19 protein-coding genes are annotated in these 18,778 nt (G+C 73.7%); 5 read left to right on the plus strand and 14 right to left on the minus strand.

Annotation, left to right across the window (positions count from 1 at the left end; all coding sequences use genetic code 11):
- Positions 1-18: 18 nt before the first annotated feature.
- The 6 genes from ACZ5NW_RS05755 to ACZ5NW_RS05780 are packed head-to-tail and all read right to left on the minus strand — an operon-like array spanning position 19 to position 5,283.
- Complete coding sequence (locus ACZ5NW_RS05755; protein WP_468742442.1) at positions 19-1,239, minus strand: cytochrome P450 family protein; 1,221 nt, start codon at positions 1,237-1,239, stop codon at positions 19-21.
- Positions 1,236-2,474: a cytochrome P450 family protein gene (locus ACZ5NW_RS05760; protein ID WP_468742443.1), complete on the minus strand. Its 1,239-nt coding sequence runs from the start codon at positions 2,472-2,474 to the stop codon at positions 1,236-1,238. Before ACZ5NW_RS05760 ends, ACZ5NW_RS05755 begins: the two co-directional genes overlap by 4 nt.
- Complete coding sequence (locus ACZ5NW_RS05765; RefSeq protein WP_468742444.1) at positions 2,471-3,082, minus strand: GTP-binding protein; 612 nt, start codon at positions 3,080-3,082, stop codon at positions 2,471-2,473. Before ACZ5NW_RS05765 ends, ACZ5NW_RS05760 begins: the two co-directional genes overlap by 4 nt.
- Positions 3,057-3,416: a DUF742 domain-containing protein gene (locus ACZ5NW_RS05770; RefSeq protein WP_468742445.1), complete on the minus strand. Its 360-nt coding sequence runs from the start codon at positions 3,414-3,416 to the stop codon at positions 3,057-3,059. The genes ACZ5NW_RS05765 and ACZ5NW_RS05770 overlap by 26 nt, the downstream gene beginning before the upstream one ends.
- Complete coding sequence (locus ACZ5NW_RS05775; protein ID WP_468742446.1) at positions 3,413-3,835, minus strand: roadblock/LC7 domain-containing protein; 423 nt, start codon at positions 3,833-3,835, stop codon at positions 3,413-3,415. The genes ACZ5NW_RS05770 and ACZ5NW_RS05775 overlap by 4 nt, the downstream gene beginning before the upstream one ends.
- Entirely contained in the window at positions 3,832-5,283 is a 1,452-nt protein-coding gene (locus ACZ5NW_RS05780; RefSeq protein ID WP_468742447.1) for an ATP-binding protein, read from the minus strand. Before ACZ5NW_RS05780 ends, ACZ5NW_RS05775 begins: the two co-directional genes overlap by 4 nt.
- Before the next feature lie 355 nt (positions 5,284-5,638).
- On the opposite strand from ACZ5NW_RS05780, the gene ACZ5NW_RS05785 reads away from it, so the two are divergent.
- Complete coding sequence (locus ACZ5NW_RS05785) at positions 5,639-5,857, plus strand: hypothetical protein (protein WP_468742448.1); 219 nt, start codon at positions 5,639-5,641, stop codon at positions 5,855-5,857.
- Between the two features lie 4 nt (positions 5,858-5,861).
- On the opposite strand, the gene ACZ5NW_RS05790 is transcribed toward ACZ5NW_RS05785, so the two are convergent.
- Complete coding sequence (locus ACZ5NW_RS05790; RefSeq protein WP_468742449.1) at positions 5,862-6,329, minus strand: hypothetical protein; 468 nt, start codon at positions 6,327-6,329, stop codon at positions 5,862-5,864.
- 279 nt (positions 6,330-6,608) lie between these two features.
- Here ACZ5NW_RS05790 and ACZ5NW_RS05795 point away from each other — a divergent pair, with 279 nt between their 5' ends.
- Positions 6,609-6,845: a hypothetical protein gene (locus tag ACZ5NW_RS05795; protein ID WP_468742450.1), complete on the plus strand. Its 237-nt coding sequence runs from the start codon at positions 6,609-6,611 to the stop codon at positions 6,843-6,845.
- A gap of 126 nt (positions 6,846-6,971) precedes the next feature.
- Here ACZ5NW_RS05795 and ACZ5NW_RS05800 read toward each other — a convergent pair whose 3' ends face one another.
- Together ACZ5NW_RS05800 and ACZ5NW_RS05805 are read right to left on the minus strand one after the other, a co-directional pair.
- The gene (locus ACZ5NW_RS05800; RefSeq protein WP_468742451.1) at positions 6,972-8,639 is read right to left on the minus strand and encodes an amidohydrolase; all 1,668 of its coding nucleotides are present in this window, start codon (positions 8,637-8,639) and stop codon (positions 6,972-6,974) included.
- 47 nt (positions 8,640-8,686) lie between these two features.
- A complete protein-coding gene (locus ACZ5NW_RS05805; RefSeq protein ID WP_468743000.1) occupies positions 8,687-10,183 on the minus strand; it encodes an APC family permease in 1,497 nt (498 codons plus the stop codon).
- Positions 10,184-10,351: 168 nt separating this feature from the next.
- Here ACZ5NW_RS05805 and ACZ5NW_RS05810 point away from each other — a divergent pair, with 168 nt between their 5' ends.
- The gene (locus tag ACZ5NW_RS05810) at positions 10,352-11,041 is read left to right on the plus strand and encodes a TetR/AcrR family transcriptional regulator (protein WP_468742452.1); all 690 of its coding nucleotides are present in this window, start codon (positions 10,352-10,354) and stop codon (positions 11,039-11,041) included.
- A 10-nt stretch (positions 11,042-11,051) separates the two neighbouring features.
- On the opposite strand, the gene ACZ5NW_RS05815 is transcribed toward ACZ5NW_RS05810, so the two are convergent.
- The 3 genes from ACZ5NW_RS05815 to ACZ5NW_RS05825 all read right to left on the minus strand — a co-directional run bounded on the left by ACZ5NW_RS05815 (position 11,052) and on the right by ACZ5NW_RS05825 (position 15,049).
- A complete protein-coding gene (locus ACZ5NW_RS05815; protein ID WP_468742453.1) occupies positions 11,052-12,359 on the minus strand; it encodes a vWA domain-containing protein in 1,308 nt (435 codons plus the stop codon).
- A complete protein-coding gene (locus tag ACZ5NW_RS05820) occupies positions 12,356-13,585 on the minus strand; it encodes an AAA family ATPase (RefSeq protein WP_468742454.1) in 1,230 nt (409 codons plus the stop codon). The genes ACZ5NW_RS05815 and ACZ5NW_RS05820 overlap by 4 nt, the downstream gene beginning before the upstream one ends.
- A gap of 63 nt (positions 13,586-13,648) precedes the next feature.
- On the minus strand, positions 13,649-15,049 hold the full coding sequence (locus tag ACZ5NW_RS05825; RefSeq protein ID WP_468742455.1) for a hypothetical protein: 1,401 nt from the start codon (positions 15,047-15,049) through the stop codon (positions 13,649-13,651).
- A gap of 129 nt (positions 15,050-15,178) precedes the next feature.
- Here ACZ5NW_RS05825 and ACZ5NW_RS05830 point away from each other — a divergent pair, with 129 nt between their 5' ends.
- Positions 15,179-15,631: a flavodoxin family protein gene (locus ACZ5NW_RS05830; protein WP_468742456.1), complete on the plus strand. Its 453-nt coding sequence runs from the start codon at positions 15,179-15,181 to the stop codon at positions 15,629-15,631.
- Positions 15,632-15,697: 66 nt separating this feature from the next.
- Here ACZ5NW_RS05830 and ACZ5NW_RS05835 read toward each other — a convergent pair whose 3' ends face one another.
- Positions 15,698-16,168, minus strand: a complete 471-nt coding sequence (locus ACZ5NW_RS05835) for a hypothetical protein (protein WP_468742457.1) — start codon at positions 16,166-16,168, stop codon at positions 15,698-15,700.
- A 283-nt stretch (positions 16,169-16,451) separates the two neighbouring features.
- Between ACZ5NW_RS05835 and ACZ5NW_RS05840 the strand changes: the two genes are divergently transcribed.
- Positions 16,452-17,231, plus strand: a complete 780-nt coding sequence (locus ACZ5NW_RS05840) for a chitosanase (protein ID WP_468743001.1) — start codon at positions 16,452-16,454, stop codon at positions 17,229-17,231.
- A gap of 59 nt (positions 17,232-17,290) precedes the next feature.
- On the opposite strand, the gene ACZ5NW_RS05845 is transcribed toward ACZ5NW_RS05840, so the two are convergent.
- On the minus strand, positions 17,291-18,616 hold the full coding sequence (locus ACZ5NW_RS05845; RefSeq protein WP_468742458.1) for a lipase family protein: 1,326 nt from the start codon (positions 18,614-18,616) through the stop codon (positions 17,291-17,293).
- Positions 18,617-18,778: the final 162 nt, after the last annotated feature.

Genomic DNA, 18,778 nt, shown 5'->3' on the forward strand with positions numbered 1-18,778 from the left:
TCGCCCGCCCGCCGTGCCTCAGCCCCGCAGCCGTACCGGTATCTCCTGCCAGCCGAAGGCGATGAACGACGGCACCTGCCGCAACTCCTCCGCGGTGTCCAGTCGCAGCTCGGGGAACCGGTCGAACAGGGCGGGCAGCGCCGTCAGCGCCTCCATCCGGGCCAGCGGCGCGCCGACGCAGCGGTGCACACCGATCCCGAACGCCATGTGGTCGTCGGCGCCACGGGTCGCGTCGAACACGTCCGCCTCCTCCCCGTAGTGCGCCGGGTCCAGCCCGGCGGCGGCGTACGTCGTGATGATGGCGTCCCCGGCGGGGATGGTCACGTCGCCCACCGTCAGGTCGGAGACCGCGAACCGCAGCGGCAGCGAGGCGATCGACGGATGCACCCGCAGCGTCTCGTCCACCACGGCGTCCCAGGTCAGGTCCCCGCGCCGCACCGCGGCGAGCTGCTCGGGCCGGTTCAGCAGCGCCACCACCGCGTTCCCGATCAGGTTGACCGTGGTCTCGAAGCCCGCCCCGATGACCAGCAGCAGCGTGTGCAGCAGCTCCTCGTCACTGAGCCGGTCCCCGTCCTCGTCCCGCACCCGGATCAGCTCGGTCGTCATGTCGTCGCCGGGGTGCTCGCTCTTGTGGGCGATGAGCGAGCCCAGCACCGTGACGATCTGCTCCTGCACGAACGCCGCGTGTTCCGGACTCGGGTCGGAGGTGTCCATGATCGCCGCGATGAGCCGTGCGGTCGCCTCCCGCAACTCCTCGGGCACGCCGAAGAGTTCGCAGATGATCCGCATCGGCAGCGGGTGGGCGAAACCGGCCTTCACATCGACCGGGTCCCCGCCCTTGTCGAGCGCGTCCAGCAGCTCCTCGGTGATCTCCTCGACCCGCGTCCGCAGCGCCTCGGTGCGCCGCTGGGTGAAGCTGGGCGCGACCAGCTTGCGCAGCCGGGTGTGGTCGCCGCCGTAGGTGGTGAGCATGTTGGTCACGCCGACCCAGCCCAGGATCCAGCCCCAGGAGGGGTGTTCGCCGATCTGCGGGAACAGCCGCCAGTGTTTGCGCGGATCCTTGCTGACCCGCGGATCGAGAATGAGCTGCTTGAGCGTGTCGTACCCGGTGGGCGCCCAGGCGGGGATGCCGCCGGGCAGCTCGACGGGCACCACGGCTCCGAGGGCGCGCAGCCGGGCGCTCTCGGCCGGGATGTCGGCGCCGAACGGGTCGAGGGCGATGCGGTCGGACACGGTCACGACGGGACTCCTGGCTGGTCGGGGGTGCGAGGGGTGAAACGGGCGGGCAGGGCGGTCAGGGACCGGTGGAACGGTCCGGGCCGCCAGCCCAGCCGCTCGCGCGGCAGCACCGGGTCGAGATCGGGCAGCCACTGGGTGAGCCGCTCGATCGCCTCGGTGACGATGAGGAGGGTGTGCTGCTTGACCGGGCAGGCGTGCGGGCCCGCGCCCCACGACAGGTGCGAGGCGTCGTTCGGATGACGCGGGCCGGCCGCGCCGTCCTCGGCGGCGTTGGCGAGCGCTCCGAAGGACACCACGACCGGCACCGCGTCCCTGAGCCACACCCCGTGGAAGGCCAGGGGCTTGCGGGCGTAGTAGATGCCGTAGTTGGTCAGCGGCGTCTCGTGGTGCAGCACCTCCACCACCGCGTCCATCACGGGCCGGGCACCGCTGGTGAGCGTCGAGTAGTACGCCGGGTTGCCGAGGATCCTCGACAGGGTGTTGGACAGCAGGTTGGCCGTGGGTTCGTACCCGGCGCCGAGGGTGAGGAACACCTGCCAGGTGACCTCCTCCGGCGTCAGCCCGGCCGGATGGTCCAGCAGCCAGCTGGGCAGGTCGTCACCGCGCCGCTCGGCCTTCGCGGCGATCAGCTCCAGCACGTACCGGGCGAACTCCGCCTCGCCCTCGGCCGCCTGCGCACCGCCCTCCATCATCCGCAGCAGGCCCTCGTTGAGCCGGTCGCCCTGGCTGTCCGGCAGCCCGAACAGGTCGTTGAAGACCAGCGCCATCAGCGGCCGGGAGAACTCCCCGACCAGGTCCGCCTCGCCCCGTGGCCCGATCCGGCCGACCAGCAGCCGCACCGCGCGGTGCACGCGGGCCCGCAGGTCGTGCGGCTCCACCAGGTCGAACACGTCGAGCAGCGTGGCGCGGTAGCGCACATGCGCGCCGCCGTCGGCGAACAGCGCGTTGGGCCGCCAGCGCATCATGCCGAGCACGGGCGTGTCCGCGGGCACGGTCGTCTCCCACGCGCGCGGGTCGTGCGAGAACCGGTCCGTGTCGTGCAGCACCTCCAGCGCGGCGCGCCGGTGGGTGACGACGTACGCCGGGACGCCGGGCGCCAGCTCCGCCCAGCCGATCGGGCCCTGGGCGCGCAGCGCCGCGTAGTAGCGGTCCGGGTCAACCGCGAACGCGTCCTCCCACAGCCGTACCGGCGCGGAGCGCGAGAAGTCGTGCTGGTCCGGGGGATAGGGGGTCACCGGGCCTCCGCGGCGATCAGATGGTCGACGAGGGCGAGCAGCGCGTCGATGGAGGAGTTGGCGTCCCGCGCGTCGCAGGTGACCATCGGTGTCCCCGGCTCCAGGTCCAGCGCGCGCCGCAGCTGCTCCTCGCCGTAGTGGCGGGGCGCGTCGGGGAAGGCGTTGAAGGCGACCGCGTACGGCAGCCCGGTGTCCTCCACCAGCCCCAGCACGTCGAACGAGGCGTCGATACGGCGGCTGTCGACGAGGACGAGCGCACCGAGCGCCCCGTAGGCGATGTCGTCCCACAGCGAACGGAACCGCTCCTGGCCGGGCGTGCCGAACAGGTACAGCACGATCCCGCCGGGCAGGCTGATCCGGCCGAAGTCGATGGCGACCGTCGTCGTCGCCTTGTCCCGCACCCCGGCCAGGTCGTCCACCCGCGCGGACGCCTCGGTGAGCAGCTCCTCGGTGTGCAGCGGCCGGATCTCCGACACGGAGTCGATCAGGGTCGTCTTGCCCACCCCGAACGGCCCCGCGACCAGGATCTTCACCAGGTCGCGGGCCGTGTCGGGCAGATGGATGCCGTCGGCGGGGGAGCCGCTAGTGCTTGAGGGCGCGGAGGCCATCGGCCACTCTCTTCAGCAGGTCGGGTTCGAAGCGGTCGGCGGACGGGATCGGCGCGCGGGTGAGGACCAGGTCCCGGTCGGCCAGTCCGGCCGCCAGCACGCGCACCGCGGAGACCGGCAGCCGCAGCAGGGCCGCCGCCTCCACCAGCGCCAGCGCACCGCCCGACAGGATGTCCAGCAGGGCGAGTTCGGCGGCCGGCAGCCCGGCCGGCACGGGGGCGTCGCCGCGCGTCAGCACCGACAGCCGCTCCAGATGGGGGCGGCTCGGCCGGGCCACCCCGCCGGTCGACAGATACGCGGGGACCAGGGGACGCCCGGCCGGGCGAGCGGTCACGGCGTCGCGGGGTCGTCGGCTCCTCGGGGCGCGGCCACCATGGCCTTCTCGCCCATCCGCGCCACCTGCGAGTGCACTCGGTGCGCCAGCAGGTCCAGCCGCACCTCGGCGTCCCCGTACGCCGCCACGCAGGTGCCGTGGGCGGTCGGCACGATCAGGACGTATCCGTGGTCGGACTCGATGACGATCTGCCGCACCTCGGCGCGGTCGGCGTCGGCGAACGCGGCGGCCGCCGTCCGGCACGCGCCCTGCACGGTGCTGGTGATCGCGGCCACCCGCTCGGCCGACGGCTGGGACAGCGCGTCGGTGTAGCCCGTCACGAGCCCGTCGCGGGTCAGCATGACGGCCGCCACGACATGCGGCACCTGCAGGATCGGTTCCAGCACCCAAGCCGTGTCGCCCGCGTTGCGGCTGGTCATCGGGAGATGTCTCCTTCGTGGTCGGTGAGTTCGGTCGGTTCGGTGCGTTCGGCGGCCTCGGAGGCCGCGTCAGCGTGCGCGGCGTCGTCCCGCACGGCCGCCGCCTCGGAGCGTGCCGCCGCCGTGCCGGACTGCAGGGCGCCCAGTGCCGCGGCGGCCTGCTCGGGCCGGGGGGCCGGTCGCAGCGGCGCGGGGGCCTGGGGCACGGCGCTCCGGGCGGGGTCCCCGTCGCGGCTGCGGCGGCGGCGCTGCGGCAGGCCGTCGGCGTCGACCGCCGCGGCGTGTTCGGCGGCGGCCTCCGGGGGCGCCGCCTCGCCGCCGTAGCCGTGGGCCGGGACGCCGCTGGTGGCGGCGGGCGGCCGGGCCGGCTCCGCCGTGCGGGTGGTGCGCGGGGTGCTGGCCGCCGGCGGCTGGGCGACCGGGTCGATCCGGCTGAGCAGATGGCTGTCGATCCGCAGCACCGCCCGCACCCCGCCGTACGGCGAGGCCGAGGAGACGTCGACCCGCAGGTCGAACTGGCGGGTGAGCCGGCCGATCGCGGCCAGCCCCATGCGCGGCGGATCCCCCAGGTCGGTCAGCAGGATCGGGTCGTCGCCGGCCACCAGCCGCTGGGCGCGGTCGCGTTCGTCCTCGGTCATGCCGAGACCGGCGTCGTCGATGGTCACGCACACGCCGTGGTGGACGTGTTCGAGACTGACCAGGACGTCGGTGTCGGGCGCGGAGTGGCGCAGCGCGTTGTCGAGGAGCTCGGCGACGATGATGGCGACGGGCTCCACCGCGTGCGAGACGAGCGCGGTGCCGGGTTCGAGATGGTGGTGGACCTTGACCCGGTGGTAGCCCGCGAGCCGGGCCTGACCGCCCGTCACCGCGTCCACCACGTGGGACTCCTCGCGGGCGAGACCCACCCAGGCCCCGCACACCACGGCGGCGACCTGGGCGCGCCGCAGCGACTGCTCGTTCTCGTGGTCGAGCTGGAAGAGGGTCTGGGCCAACTCGGGGTCGTCGTAGCGCTGTTGCAGTCCGCGCAGGGCGTCCTGGAGGCGGTAGAGAGCCGCCTGGATCTCGCGGGTCGCGCCGCGCATGCCGGCCTGGGCCGCGGCGTCGACCCGGGTGCGCTGCTCGGCCACCTCGCTCTGCACGGCCAGCAGCACGTTCTCCAGGGCGATGCCCAGCGGGGTGCCCACGGTCAACGGCTGGAGGGTGCCGGGAACGTCGACGTGCGGATGCGTGACCCGGCGGCCGGCGGCGGGGACGCGCCGTGCGGCCAGGTGCTCCACCTCGGCGGTGAACGCCCGCAATGAGCCGTCGAGTTGGGTGCGCAGTGCGGCGATCTCCGCGCGCTGCCGGGCCTGTTGCCGCCGCGATCGCAGCAGCCCGCCGCTCAGGGCGAGCGCGGACAGGGTGCCGAGGGCGAGACCGCCCAGGGCGAGGTCCGGTAATTCGATCATCGAAGGGGTTCCAGGGGGTCGGGCGGTCCGGTGCGGGAATCGGGCAGGGGAGTGCTCAAGATTCTTTCCGTGAGGCGCTCCGGAGCACAGTACACACCGTCATCGACCGGTCTCGCACGGTCGAGCGAGACTTGGCCCGGAAAGCGACCGTCTTCTGTTCACTTCTGCGCCGACTGACCGAATTGCCGTACACCTTCGGGGAGTTGGGATCACATCATGCGGTACGACGATCGCGGGGAACGCCGGTAGGACCATCACATGGAACCGGGACTCCGATCGGGGACTTCGCTCACCCGCGCCGGTGACCGCCGGAGCCCCGCGCGTACCGCCGGCGCCCTCGGACCGTTGCCCCGGCATGGACCAGATCTCCCCCGCCCCCGGACGCCGGCTCGGCGGTGACCCGGGCCCCGCCTCCCGCGCCGATCTCGGCAGCGGATCCTGGAGCCGCGCGCCGATCTACGCCGGCCTCGTCCGCGAGTGGCGCGCACGGGGGCGGACCGTGCCGGGCCGGCCCGACGTCGAGTGGGTGTCCCTCGCCTCGCTCCCGCCCGGCGGGACGACCGGGCGCGGCTGACCCCTCAGATCTCGTGCGGCTGCGTCAGCACCGCGAGCGTGCCGTTGGCCCGCCGGAGCGCCAGTTCCAGAGTGGCGGGCGGGTGCAGCGAACCGCTGCCGTCCGGCGGCACGAGCCACTCCATGTACCGGGCGGCCCGGTACGGCGGCGGCACCGCGACCCAGGACCCCCGACCGGCGTGCCGCACCCCGGCGCCGATCCACCGGCTCCGCGGGTCGGGCGGCAGCAGGAAACCGACCCGGTGGGCGGCGGTGTCGACGAGCGTCGGCCCCGGCAGGGGCAGCGCGGGCTGCCACAGCAGGTCGAGGGTGAGCAGGCCCAGCCGGTCGGGGACGCTGAGCAGGTCCCAGTACCGGCCGGCCTCCAGCAGGGCGATGCCGTCGCCCTGGTCCCAGTCCCGCTTGCAGGCCCGCGGGTCCTTCGCGGCGGCGGCCAGCCACTCCACGCCGCGGGTCCACATCGCATCGCTCATGTCCGGCTCCGTAAGACGTCCGTGAGGGCCGATCGCGCGCACCGAGCCGGCAGGGGGAACCGCCCCCGCACGGGCCGTCGGCGGCGCACCGACCCGGCATATGCATGCTGGTAGATATTTCTACGTGGCGGAAGGGGTGGCGTGACCTGGCGTTTCACCCTGTTTCGTTCGATCACCGCGCCCCTGTTCGGCCCGCCCGCCCGCTCGGTGTGTCCGGGGCGCCCCGGGGTACTCGTCCGGCGCTCAGAGGACAGTTCCGTACGCAGGGAGGAGGCCGGCATGGCCACCGGCATGGAGACCGGCGAGGTGACCGGTACTCGGGACAAGGACTACAACCTGATCTGGTACGTGGAGGCGTGTCTGCAGAACGCGCTGCGCCTGGAGACCTACATCCAGGACGCCGTACGCGACAAGGACACCGAGGTCGCCGACCTGTTCCGCAAGGCCCAGGCGGACAGCCGCAAGGGCGCCGAACTCGGCAAGGACCTGCTGCGCGCCCGGCTGAACGGCGGCTGACCCCGCCCCTCACCGGACAGACCGGCGGCCGACCGCGCTCACCAGGCAGCACGACGGCCGGATCGGCCGGCCCTGGCGCCCGGGCCCGCAGGACGACGACTGCTGCGGTGCCCGGGTCCGCCGTGCTCAGGCGTCGGGGGCCGCGTACACGCGGCGGCCGTCGACGAACGTCTGCAGAACGCGGGTCGCGGCGATCTCCTCGGACGGCCCGGCGAACGGGTCGCGGTCCAGGACGACCAGATCGGCCGCCTTGCCCACGGTGATGCTGCCGCTGACGGCGTCGAGGTGGTTCACATAGGCGCTGCCCGCCGTGTACGCGGCGATCGCGGTCCCGAGGTCGAGCCGCTGTCCGGGCAGGAACACCGGGGTCCCCTCCGGCGCCTCCGGCGTGACGCGATTGACCGCGACATGGATCGCCTGGAGCGGATCGGGGCTGCTCACCGGCCAGTCGCTGCCGGCCGCCACCGTGGCGCCCGTGCGCACCAGATCCCCGAACGGGTACTGGCGGGTCCCGCGTTCCGCGCCGAGGAAGGGCAGGGTCAGCTCGTCCATCTGTGGCTCGTGGGCGGCCCACAGCATCTGGAGGTTGGCGCTCGCGCCCAGCGCGCGAAAGCGCGGGACGTCCTGGGGATGCACCACCTGAAGATGCGCCAGGTGGTGCCGGGTGTCACACCATCCATTGGCCGCCCGGGCGGCCTCCACGGAGTCCAGCGCCTCGCGCACCGCGCGGTCGCCGAGCGCGTGGAAGTGGACCTGGAAGCCCAGCGCGTCGAGCTCGGTGACGTACTTCCGCAGATCGCCCGGCTCGACGAAGCTGATGCCGCTGTTGTCGGAGGCGCAGCCGCACCCCGTGAGATAGGGGTCGAGCAGGGCGGCGGTGTGGTTCTCCGCGATGCCGTCCTGCATGATCTTCACCGTGCCGGCCCGGAACCGGTCTCTGCTCAACTCCTCCCGCCGGGCGACGAGTTCGGGAATCTGCTCGGCGCCCCGCTCCCGGTCCCACCACAGGGCCCCGACGACCCGCGCGGTCAGCAGGCCCCGGTCCAGGGCCGCGTGGTAGGAGGGCGCCGGGTCCGTCATGGTGGCGTAGGCGCCGACGATGGCGTCCTGCCACGCCGTGACACCGTGGGAGTGCAGCACGGCCTGCGCGCGCAGCAGCGCGGCCAGCTGCTCGTCCGGCGTCGGATCCGGCACCAGCCGGCTCACCAGATGGGCCGCGCCCTCCTGGAGCATGCCGGTGGGGCGGCCGGTGGCGTCCCGCTCGATCCGGCCGTCCGCCGGATCGGGGGTGCCGGCGTCGATGCCGGCCAGCTCCAGCGCGCGGCTGTTGACCCAGGCGCCGTGGTGGTCGCGGTTGGGCAGGAAGACCGGCCGGTCCGGCACGATCGCGTCCAGGGCGGCGGCCGTGGGGGAGCCGCCCGGGAACGCCTCCAGGGACCAGCCGCCGCCGGTGATCCACTCGGCGTCCGGGTGGGCGTCGGCGTACGCGCGGATCCTGCGCAGGTAGGCGTCCGCGTCGGTGACGTCGGCGAGATGGCACAGGCCCAGTTCGAGGCCCGCGCCCTGCGGATGGACATGGGCGTCCTGGAAGCCCGGCAGCAGCAGCCTGCCGGTGAGGTCCACGACCTCGGTGCGCGGACCGATCAGTTCGAGCACCTCGTCGTGGCCGACGGCGGCGATCCGCCCGCCGCGCACGGCCACCGAGGTGGCGCGGGCGCGGGCCGGATCGACGGTGTGGACGGGGCCGCCGGTCAGGACGAGGTCGGCGGGCCCGGTGGCCGGGGGATGCGTCATGCGCGGTAACTCCGTTGATGGGAAGGGAAAGTGACGGTGCGTCGGCTTCAGGCCGCGGTGCGGTCCATCGGAAGGGTGAGGGCGTCGGCGTCGGTGCCGCGCCCGGTGGTGAAGTACGGCGAGCGGCGGACGTACTTGGCGACGGCCGCCATGACGAGGCCGGCGAGGACGATCGCCGCGGGCAGGCTGAACATGAACCAGCCGTTGTCCGGGCTGAGTTCGAAGTGATCGCTCATGGTCAGATACGAGTATCCGAGGTAGCCGCCCAGGCCCAGCAGGGCCACTCCGGAGACGGCGGGCACACCGACGGCGAGCAGCGCCCGGCGCGGGCCCTCGCTGAGGGCGGAGCGGAAGCGGACGGCGCAGGCGAGCGCGGTGAGGCCGTAGTAGAGCGCGACGACCAGGCCGATGGCGTTGACGGCGGCCAGCAGCATGTCGCTCAGCTGGGGCAGTGCGACGGCGAGCAGGGCGATCGCTGCGGAGACGGCCAGGACGATCACCGTGCCGACGGCCGGAGTGCCGTACCGGGGGTGGATCCGCGTCCACACGGGCCCCATCGTGCGGTCCCGGCCCATGGCGAACAGGCCGCGCGCCGTGGGGATCAGCGTGGCCTGGACGGACGCCACGGCGGAGAACATCAGGGCCAGCAGCGGCAGCGTGGCCCAGGGCTCGGCGGCGAGCTTCGCGCCGAGGTACGGCAGGGCCTGGGGGCCATTGCGGACGAGTTCGGCGAGGCTCATCTCCCGCTGGAAGGCGACCGAGCAGAACAGGAACAGGCCGAGCATGGTGAACAGGGCGATGAAACCGCCCCGGGCGGCGTCGCCCGGGCTCCTGGTCTCCTCGGTGACGCTGAAGGCGGCGTCCCAGCCCCAGAAGAAGAACACCGCGAGGACCATGCCCTGCGCGAAGGCGGTGCCGTCCGGGATCTCCAAGGGGTTGAACCACGACAGGGAGAAGGCGTGGCTGCCGCTGACCAGAGCCCACCCGCAGAACGCCAGCAGCACGGTGTACTCGAAGACCAGCAGGCCGAACTGGAACCGGGTGGCGGCGCGCACCCCGGTGACCGTCACCGAGGTCAGGGCGAGGAGGATCACCAGCCCGACGGCCGTACTGACGCCGGTGGACGTGGGATCGAGGGCGACGCCGGCGAGCGTGTGCAGGCCCGCCTTGTTGGCCAGGATGAGCACGACCGAGCCCATGACGGCGCTGGTGTAGGCGCAGAAGACGATCGAGCCGACCAGGGTGACCCAGCCGGTCAGAAAGCCCGGCCAGGGACCGAGGGACTTGCCCACCCACACATAGCCGCTGCCGCAGTTGGGCTCGGAGCGGTTGAGGCGGGCGTAGGCGGTGGCGATGCCGAGCACCGGCAGGAACGCGAGCAGCAGCAGGGCCGGGGCCTGGAGGCCGACGACGGACGCGATCGCGCCCATGCCGATGCCGATGCTGGTGGTCGCGGCGGTGCTGGACGCGGCGATCGCGACGCCGTCGACGACGCCGAGGGAACGGCGCAGGGCGGGAGGCGGGGCGGAGGACGGGGACGGCATGGCAGGCATGGAGGCTCCTCACGAGACCGGGGCGGGGGAGGCGAGGGGGGAGACAGCCGCACGGGGACTGTGATGGAACAACCGGCCGCCATATTGCGTCAACCCTGTTGACGTAGTGCTGGCGCACGTCGTTCACTGCGAGCACGCACACACGAGAGGAGCACCGGTATGCCGACCCGTGTCCCGGAGGAGCGCCGGCGCCGGCGGCCCACCCGCTCGGGCGTCCTGCTGTCCGAGGAGCTGATCGTGGACACGGCCCTGCGGCTGATCGGCGAACACGGCCCCGAGGCGCTGAGCGTCCGCCGTCTCGGCGCCGCCCTGGGCTGCGATCCCACCGCGCTGTACCGCTACTTCCACGACACCGACGACCTGGTGCTCGCCCTCTCCGACCGGCTGATCGGCGACGCGATGGCGGGCTTCGTCCCGTCCGGCGACTGGGTGGCCTCGCTGCGCGACATGGCCCTGCGGGTGCGCGCCGGCTACCTCGCCCACCCCCGCGCCGCCGCCCTCGCCGCACACCGGGTGACCCGCCGCGAGAACGAGATCCAGGCCGTGGAGACGGGCGTCGGCCTGCTCCTGTCCGCCGGCTTCGACACGGCGAGCGCCACGCGTCTCTACCTGGCCTTCATCGACACCGTGCTCAGCCACGCCGCCACGGAGGCGGCGTTCCAGGCCCTGCCGCGGGCGCGGCGCGAGGCCGACGAACGGGCCTGGCGCGAGGTCTACCAGACCCTGGACCCCGAGGCCCACCCCGTCCTGACCGCGGCCCGCGACGCACTGCCCAGCATGGCCCACAGCTCCTTCGAGGAGGCGGTGGACCTGATGCTGGAGGCGCTGAGGGCCCGCGCCGAGCGGTGATCGGTCCGGTCTAGCCGATCGTCACCACCCTGGCCCACTCCGGGGGCGACCTGCGCACGTACGCGGGGTTGTTCTCGTCGACCCGCCGGGTCCGCTCGCGGGGGAACAGGCCCACCACCGTGCGGCACGGCGGGCGGGTCCCGGGCCAGGGGGTCTGGCCGTCGGTCAGGGCCACGATCACGTCCGGCCGCGGGCGGGACGCCAGGGCCCTGGCGAACGCCGTCCGCAGATCCGTACCGCCGCCGCCCACCAGCGGGATCCCCTCGGCCCGGCACAGCGAGTGGGCGACGGGCGCCGCCGCGTCGCACGGCAGGACGGTCACCAGGTCGCGGCGGCCGCCCAGGGCGCGGGAGATCGCGGCCACTTCGAGGAGCGCGCTGCCCAGTTCCGCGTCGCTGACCGAGCCGGAGGTGTCGATGACGACGGAGACCGTCGGGGGCCGCCGCCGCAGGCTCGGCAGGACGACGCCGGGGACGGAGGCCGAGCGCCGCGCGGGGCGGCCGTAGGTGTAGTCGTCGCCCGCCCCGCCGGCGGACGCGGCCGAGCGGACCGCCGCGCCCAGCAGCTCCCGCCAGGGCTGCGGCGGATGGAACGCCTCCTCCGCCCACCGCCGCCAGCCCCGTGGCGCGTCGCCCGGCGCCGCGTTGATGCCCTGTGCCACCCGGAAGCGGACGGCGTCCCGCTCCTGGTCGCTCAGCCCGTGGGCGCCGTCCGGCCCCAGGTCCCACTCCCGTTCCAGCCCGTCGGCGCCGCTGCCGCAGTCCAGCCAGGCGAAGTCCTGGGTGCGCGGCCCGAGCCGGAAGGCGCGCAGATAGTCCTCCATGAGGTCCATCCGGGGCAGCAGCAGCATGTCGGGCCGGACGGCGCCCCGTGGCTCCTCCAGCCCGTCGCCGTACACGTCGTCGTTGATCTCCAGATCGGCCGCGATGTTCATCCGCAGCCGGTCGCCGGGCCCGGTCAGCCCCTGCTCGCGCGCCAGCCGGTCGCCGCGCTCGTGGTGGTCGCGCAGCAGGTGCGACACCTCGTGCACCCACACCCCGGCCAGTTCCTCCACCGGCGTTCGGGCCACGAACGCCGGCGAGACATAGCACCGCCAGTACCGGTCGACGGCCATGGTGGGCACGTGCCGCGACGCGACGGCGTGCAGCGCGAACAGCGCGGACGCGAGATACGGCCGGACCCGGGCGGCGTGCAGCCGGGCGGCGTAGAGCTTCTCGCGGTCGAACTGGTCGAACTGGTCGAGCTGGTCGAACTGGTCGGCATTCGGCCGGTCGCCGTTCGGCTTCTCGTCCGGCGCCCCGGCCGTGGCCGCGTTCATCGTGCCGCCCTTGTGGTCGCCGTGGCGCGGGCCACCGTGCGGTCCGCTCGTCGGGACAGGGCCACGGCCCCGGTCAGCCGTTCGATCGACTCCGGTACGTCCCAGTCCTCACGGCGCAGCGAGGCGAGGGTGGTCGCGGGGACCACCACCAGATCCGGGGCGCCCGTCTCCGCCGCCCGCGCCAGCAACGCCCACGCCGCGTCCCACCGCGACCGCTCCGGACGGCCCCGCACCGCCTCCACCACCCCGTCCAGCACGGCCTGCCGCAGATCCCCGCGCTCGGGCAGCACGGCCCCGGCGGGGTCGGCGAGGAGGTCCTCGGGGTCGGGCAGGTCCATCCGGTCCATGGCGGCCAGCAGCTCAAGTCCGGGACCGTCCCCCACGGTTCCCCTGACCAGCAGGGACAGAACGTCCCGGGAGGATCCGGCGGCGGTCGCGAAGGCGATCAGGCCCAGCGTCATCTCCCAGCTGCGCGGCGAGGGCCAGGGCCCGCCCCGGCGCGTCTCCCCGGAGGGCAGCCGGTGCACCAGCGTGGGCCGCGCGGTCAGCAGCCCGCACACCGCGCGGCGGGCGAAGTCGACGGCCTCGGGCAGCCTCTCCGGGTCGAGCAGCGGCAGGGTGGCCCGTGGCCAGGTACCGCCGAGCCCGCGGACGACGACCTCGTGGTCGTGGGTCCACTGGAGATGGACGAAGCGGTTGGCCAGCGGCGGGCTCAGTTCCCATCCGTCGGCGGCCGAGGAGCGCGGATTGGCGGCGGCCACGATCCGTACGCCGGGCGGCAGCCGCAGCGCGCCGATCCGCCGCTCCAGCACGAGCCGCAGCAGCGCGGCCTGCACCGCGGGCGGCGCCGTGGACAGCTCGTCCAGGAACAGCAGCCCCCGCCCGGCCCGCACCAGCCGCACCGCCCAGTCCGGCGGCGCCATCGGCACCCCCTGCGCGGCGGGGTCGTCGCCCACGACGGGCAGCCCGGAGAAGTCGGACGGTTCGTGCACGCTGGCGATCACCGTGGTCAGCGGCAGGTCGAGGGCCTCGGCCAGCTGCGTGAGCGCCGCGGTCTTGCCGATCCCGGGCTCACCCCACAGCAGTACGGGCAGATCGGCGGCCACGGCCAGGGTCAGGGCCTCCAGTTGGAGATCGGCGCGCGGTTCGGTGGTGGATGTACGCAGCAGGCTCAACAGCTCGCCGGCGACGTCGAGTTGAGTGACAGAAGGCGCGTAGGAGGGCATAAGGGATCACCTTGGGGTGTGGAGGGGTACAACAGGGCGTGGAGCCGGGTCAGTTGGACAAGGTCAGTTGGGCGAGGAGTGACGCCGTGGGCGGGGACGCCGTCCGGTCCGCGGCGGACGCGGATCCGGCGGGAGCCGCCGAGGCCCGGGCCCGGCGAGACCCGCACGGAACAGCCCGTATGTGATCCGGCGCTGAGCGGCCGCCTCCAGCTCGTCGCGCAGCGGCCCGCCGCGCAGCACGGCCTCGGGCCCCAGCAGCCCCTCTACGACGGCCAGGGCGCCGGCGATGTCACCGTGGACCAGCCGTTCGCGGACGCCGGTGAGGCACTCGGGGCGGCGATGGGCCTCGTCGATGGCCTGGAGGCAGGGCAGCGGGGTGCCGGTCAGGGCGACCAGCAGCTCCTCGCGCCGGACCTCGTCGGGAGCGTGGTCCAGCGGGGCCAGGGCTCCGTCGACGAGTCCGATCCGGTGCTGGGCGCCCCGGCACTCGACGAGCCGCGGCTGGGCCGCCGACGGGGTGTCCGCGCGGGGCGGGTCGTCGGGCGGCGCGTAGCCGGGTACGAGGGCCGGTGCGACCAGCGGATGCAACCGGTGGGCGTCGATCGCCCCCGCGCGCAGCAGCTCCAGGTCGGGCAGGATCCAGGTCGCCGCGTCGGGCAGGACGGGCAGACCGGTGCCCCGGCCCCGGGTGATCCGCGGCGGCTGCCCGCCCGTGCCGAGTTCCAGGACCAGCCGGTCCCGTGAGCTCAGACGTACGGCGACGGCACCGGCGGACCGGCCCTCGGAGCGCAGCAGGATCTCCGCCTCGGCGGCCCACCGGCCCATGGCGCAGCGGTACCCGTCCGGCACACCGTCCGCACCGAGACCGTCCGAGGAACCGACAGCGGGGCCGAACGAGCCCTCACCCGGCAGATCGGCCCCGCTGCGCACCCGCAGCTCGGCCGCGCGCCGGGCATCCCACAGATGGCGGTGCAGATCGAGGCGGTACCGCCGGTGCGGCCGGCGGTGCGGATGCTGTGCGGGGCCGGCGTCGGGGTCGGAGCCGTCCCACAGCGCGAGGCTGATCCGCTGGCCGGCGTCCGCCCAGGCGGGCGGGGTGCGCACGACGAGGTGGACCGGGCTTCTGCCGTCCCGTCCCGCGCGCTCGTACCGGGCCAGGGTGATGGTCAGGCCCGGGCGCAGCAGGCCGTCGGGAGCGATTCTCGGCAGATGCCAGCGCAGGAGGTCGGGTGCCAGGTGGCGCAGGTCGGCCCGGACCCGGGTGGTGAGGTCCCGGCCATGGGTGCGTGCCACGGCACGGAGATGGAGGTCGACGTCGATGCCCGCGGCGGTGCAGGCCGCCGCCCAGTCACCGGCGTGGCGGCGGGCGGTCGCGGTCTCGATCATGGAGGGCGGCACGGCGAAGGCACGCACGCGCGGCCAGAAGGACAGGCGGGAATCGTCATCCGCGCAGTGAGGGAGCATCAGCACTCACCTTGCGCGGACGGTTCCCCCAATCTGCGGAGAGAAGGAGTCGTCATCGCGGCGAGCATAGCCACGCCCGTCGGATCTGTCAGGTGCCTTTACGGTGAGGTGCCTTTAGGGTTCCGTGCCGTGGCCACCTTGCTGATCGTCCATCACACGCCCTCGCCCAACTGCCAGACGCTGTTCGAGGCGATGCTGTCGGGCGCGACCGCGCCGGAGATCGAGGGGGTGCGGGTGGTGCGCCGGGCGGCCCTCGCCGCCACCGCGTCCGACGTCCTGTCGGCCGACGGATACCTGCTGGCCACCCCGGCCAACCTGGGCTACATGTCCGGAGCGCTCAAGCACTTCTTCGACCAGGTCTACTACCCGTGCCTGGACACCACGCGCGGGCGGCCCTTCGGCTACTGCGTGCACGGCGGCAACGACGTCACGGGCGCGGTGCGCGGCATCGAGGCGATCACGACGGGCCTGGGCTGGCGCCGCGCGGCCGAGCCGGTGACGGTGACGGGGGAGCCCGCGAAGGCCGACGTGGAGGCGTGCTGGGAGCTGGGGGCGACGCTGGCGGCGGGCCTGATGGACTGACAGGAAGGCTCCTTGTCGTGCTCCTTGTCGTCTCCTTGTCGTTCCGGGCGATCGGAAGGTTGCCTGTCAGTCCCACAGCGGGTAGGTCATGACCCGCGCGAACTGCTCAGGACGCGCGCCGGGGTAGGTGAGGCTGATGCGTCCGTAGCGCTGCTCCGCCGGGTGCTTCTTCCAGGGCTGCGGGCGGTCCAGGCGGACGACCACCGGGTAGGCGTGGAAGGTGCCGGCGGCGCAGTACGGGTCGCAGTCGTTGACCCAGTTCACCCCCGTGGCCACCGCCGCCCGGTCGTCCCACCGCTTCCAGTGCAGCGAGGTCAGTCGGCTGTTGCCGTCGCCGCAGGCGAGGACGAACTGGCTGGGCCGCACCTGGGGATGCCACAGGCAGTCGACGAGGACGGGCTCGGTGACCTGCCGCGACACGCCGGGGGCGGCCGTGGGCGGTGACGCCGCGGGTGCCGCTGTCGCCGCGCCCAGAGAGGCGACGAGCCCCAGTGCGGCGCAGAAGGTGATCACCGATGCCGTCGTGTGTGTGCGCATGCCCGCTCCCCGAAGACGCTCCACAGCCGACGCTACGACGCCCGGGCGGTGGCGACCACTCGGGCGGAGCAAGGTGCCCCCGGCAGCCGCTATTTGTTCGATCGTACGAATCTGGAGTGGAAGGGTTACGGAGCCCCGCGCCTGATAGTAAACCTTCCTATCAGTTCCATGCAGTACCTCCGCCCCCACCCACCCCCCACCATCCTCAGGAGCATCCGTGGCGCGAACACCCCGCGAAACCGCAGGATCGACCCGCACGACGCGGCGCACGGCCCTCGCCCTGATGGGCGCCCTGGCCGCCACCCCGCTGCTCACCTCCCCGCGCGCGGCGGCCACCCCCGTTCCGCTGGCCGCCGTCGGCCTCGACGACCCGGCGAAGAAGGAGATCGCCATGAAGCTGGTGTCGAGCGCGGAGAACTCCTCGCTCGACTGGAAGGCCCAGTACAAGTACATCGAGGACATAGGCGACGGACGCGGCTACACCGCCGGCATCATCGGCTTCTGCTCCGGCACCGGCGACATGCTCGACCTCGTCCAGCTCTACACCGACCGCAAGCCCGGCAACGTCCTCGCCAAGTACCTCCCGGCGCTGCGCCGGGTCAACGGCTCCGACTCCCACGACGGCCTGGACCCGAACTTCCCCCGGGACTGGCGCAAGGCGGCCCAGGACAGCGCGTTCCAGCAGGCGCAGAACGACGAGCGCGACCGCGTCTACTTCAACCCCGCCGTCCGCCAGGGCAAGACGGACGGCCTGCGCGCCCTCGGCCAGTTCGCCTACTACGACGCGATCGTCATGCACGGCGACGGCGACGACTCCACCAGCTTCCGCAACATCCGGCGGCGCGCGCTGGGCCGGGCCAAGCCGCCGTCGCAGGGCGGCAACGAGACCACGTATCTCAACGCCTTCCTCGACGCGCGCGTATGGGCGATGAAGCAGGAGGAGGCGCACAGCGACACCAGCCGGGTCGACACCGCCCAGCGGGTCTTCCTGCGCAACGGCAACCTCGATCTGAACACGCCGCTGGACTGGAAGGTCTACGGCGACAGCTATCACATCGGCTGACCGCGCAGCGGAGCCGCCGGGAGGGGTTTTCCCGGCGGCTCCCCGCCCTTCCCGCGCCCCTACGGCTGCAGTGGCAGCCAGGCGCAGGTGGACGCGGCGGGCTCGCCGTCGAGCCGGTCGGTGAGCCAGGAGATGGCCGAGGTCTGGTCGGCGAGCAGCGGCGTGACGTGATTGATGAGCGCGCTGCCCACGCCCGGCAGCACGACCGGCTTGTACGTCACGTCGGCGCCCTTGGCGCACCAGGCGGCGGCGAGGGCGCGGGCCTGTCCGTGCGGGACCAGGTTGTCGGCCGTCCCGGTCGCCAGCCGCACGGGCGAGGCCGGCTTCAGCGTGCCGATGCGCTGCCCGTCCAGGAACGCCTTCAGCTTCGGCTCGGAGGCGACGATGTCGCCGAGGGAGCGGCCGTCCGTCGTCCAGGACGTACTGCGGGCCCAGGGATAGTGCAGGATCGCGTCGCCCACGCACATCGTCGACAGATCCTGGAGCGCGTTCCGGCCCGCCGCGTTGAGGTGCGCGTCGGCGATCGGCTTCAGCTCGGGGTCGGTCTGCAGGAACCCGTTGACCGACCAGCCCAGGGCGCCGGCGAGCTCGCTGCCGTCGATCGCCCTGGTGACCTCGGTGAGGTCGGCCGGGGGAGCACCGGCGTAGGTGCCCGCGAGGCGGACGTCCGGGGCGTAGGCCGGCTGCAGTTCGGCGGCGGCCGCGGTGGCCCCGCCGCCCTGGCTGTAGCCGTAGAGGCCCACGCGCGAGGCGGCGGTGAGGGATGTGCCGGGCAGGGCGCGCGCCGCGCGGACGGCGTCCAGGACGGCGTGGGCCTCGTCCACCCGGTTGACGTAGGTGTGCAGGCGGTCCGTCGAGCCGAGGCCGGCGTAGTCGGTGACCACCACGGCGATGCCCCGCGCGAGCAGACGGTAGATCGCCAGGTCCTCGTATCCGACCGAGAGCGTCTCGAAGCTGAGCGACAGCGGGTGCTCCAGGCCGAGGGAGGCGGAGCACTGGTCGCCCTGCCCCATCGTGCCGGGCGCCACCGCGACGAGCGGTCGCGCGCCGCTGCCCCGCCAGGCGGCGGCGGGCTCGATGTAGGCGCCGGTGACGGCCATGGGACGGCCGCCGGCGTCGGTGGACTTGTACATCAGGCGGGTCGCCGTGCCGGGCAGCGGCCCGTCGAGGCCCGGCAGGCTCAGCGCCAGCGGCAGCGGCTCGCTGCGCACCGGCGTTCCGTCGGCGGCGGGCAGCTCGGCCGGTGGGGTGTAGAAGTCGGGGATGGTGACACCGCGTGAGACGACGGCCTGGGTGCCGGTCGTCGCGGTGGCGGGGACGGCCGTGGCGCCGAGACAGGCGGCGGCGGTGACGGCCGTCGCCAGGAGGCGGACAGGGGTGGGCATGACGGACCTCCGAACGAGTGGGGAGGCCGAGCCCGCGTCTGCGGCTCGGTGACGACAACGGCCCTGTGGGGCAGGGCCGTACGACGGCACACGGCACCGGTCGTCCCACCGGGCCGCGCACCGCTGTTGGACGGAGTGTCAGGACGGTAACGGCCGAAGTGT

This window comes from Streptomyces sp. NPDC032126 (assembly GCF_055580085.1).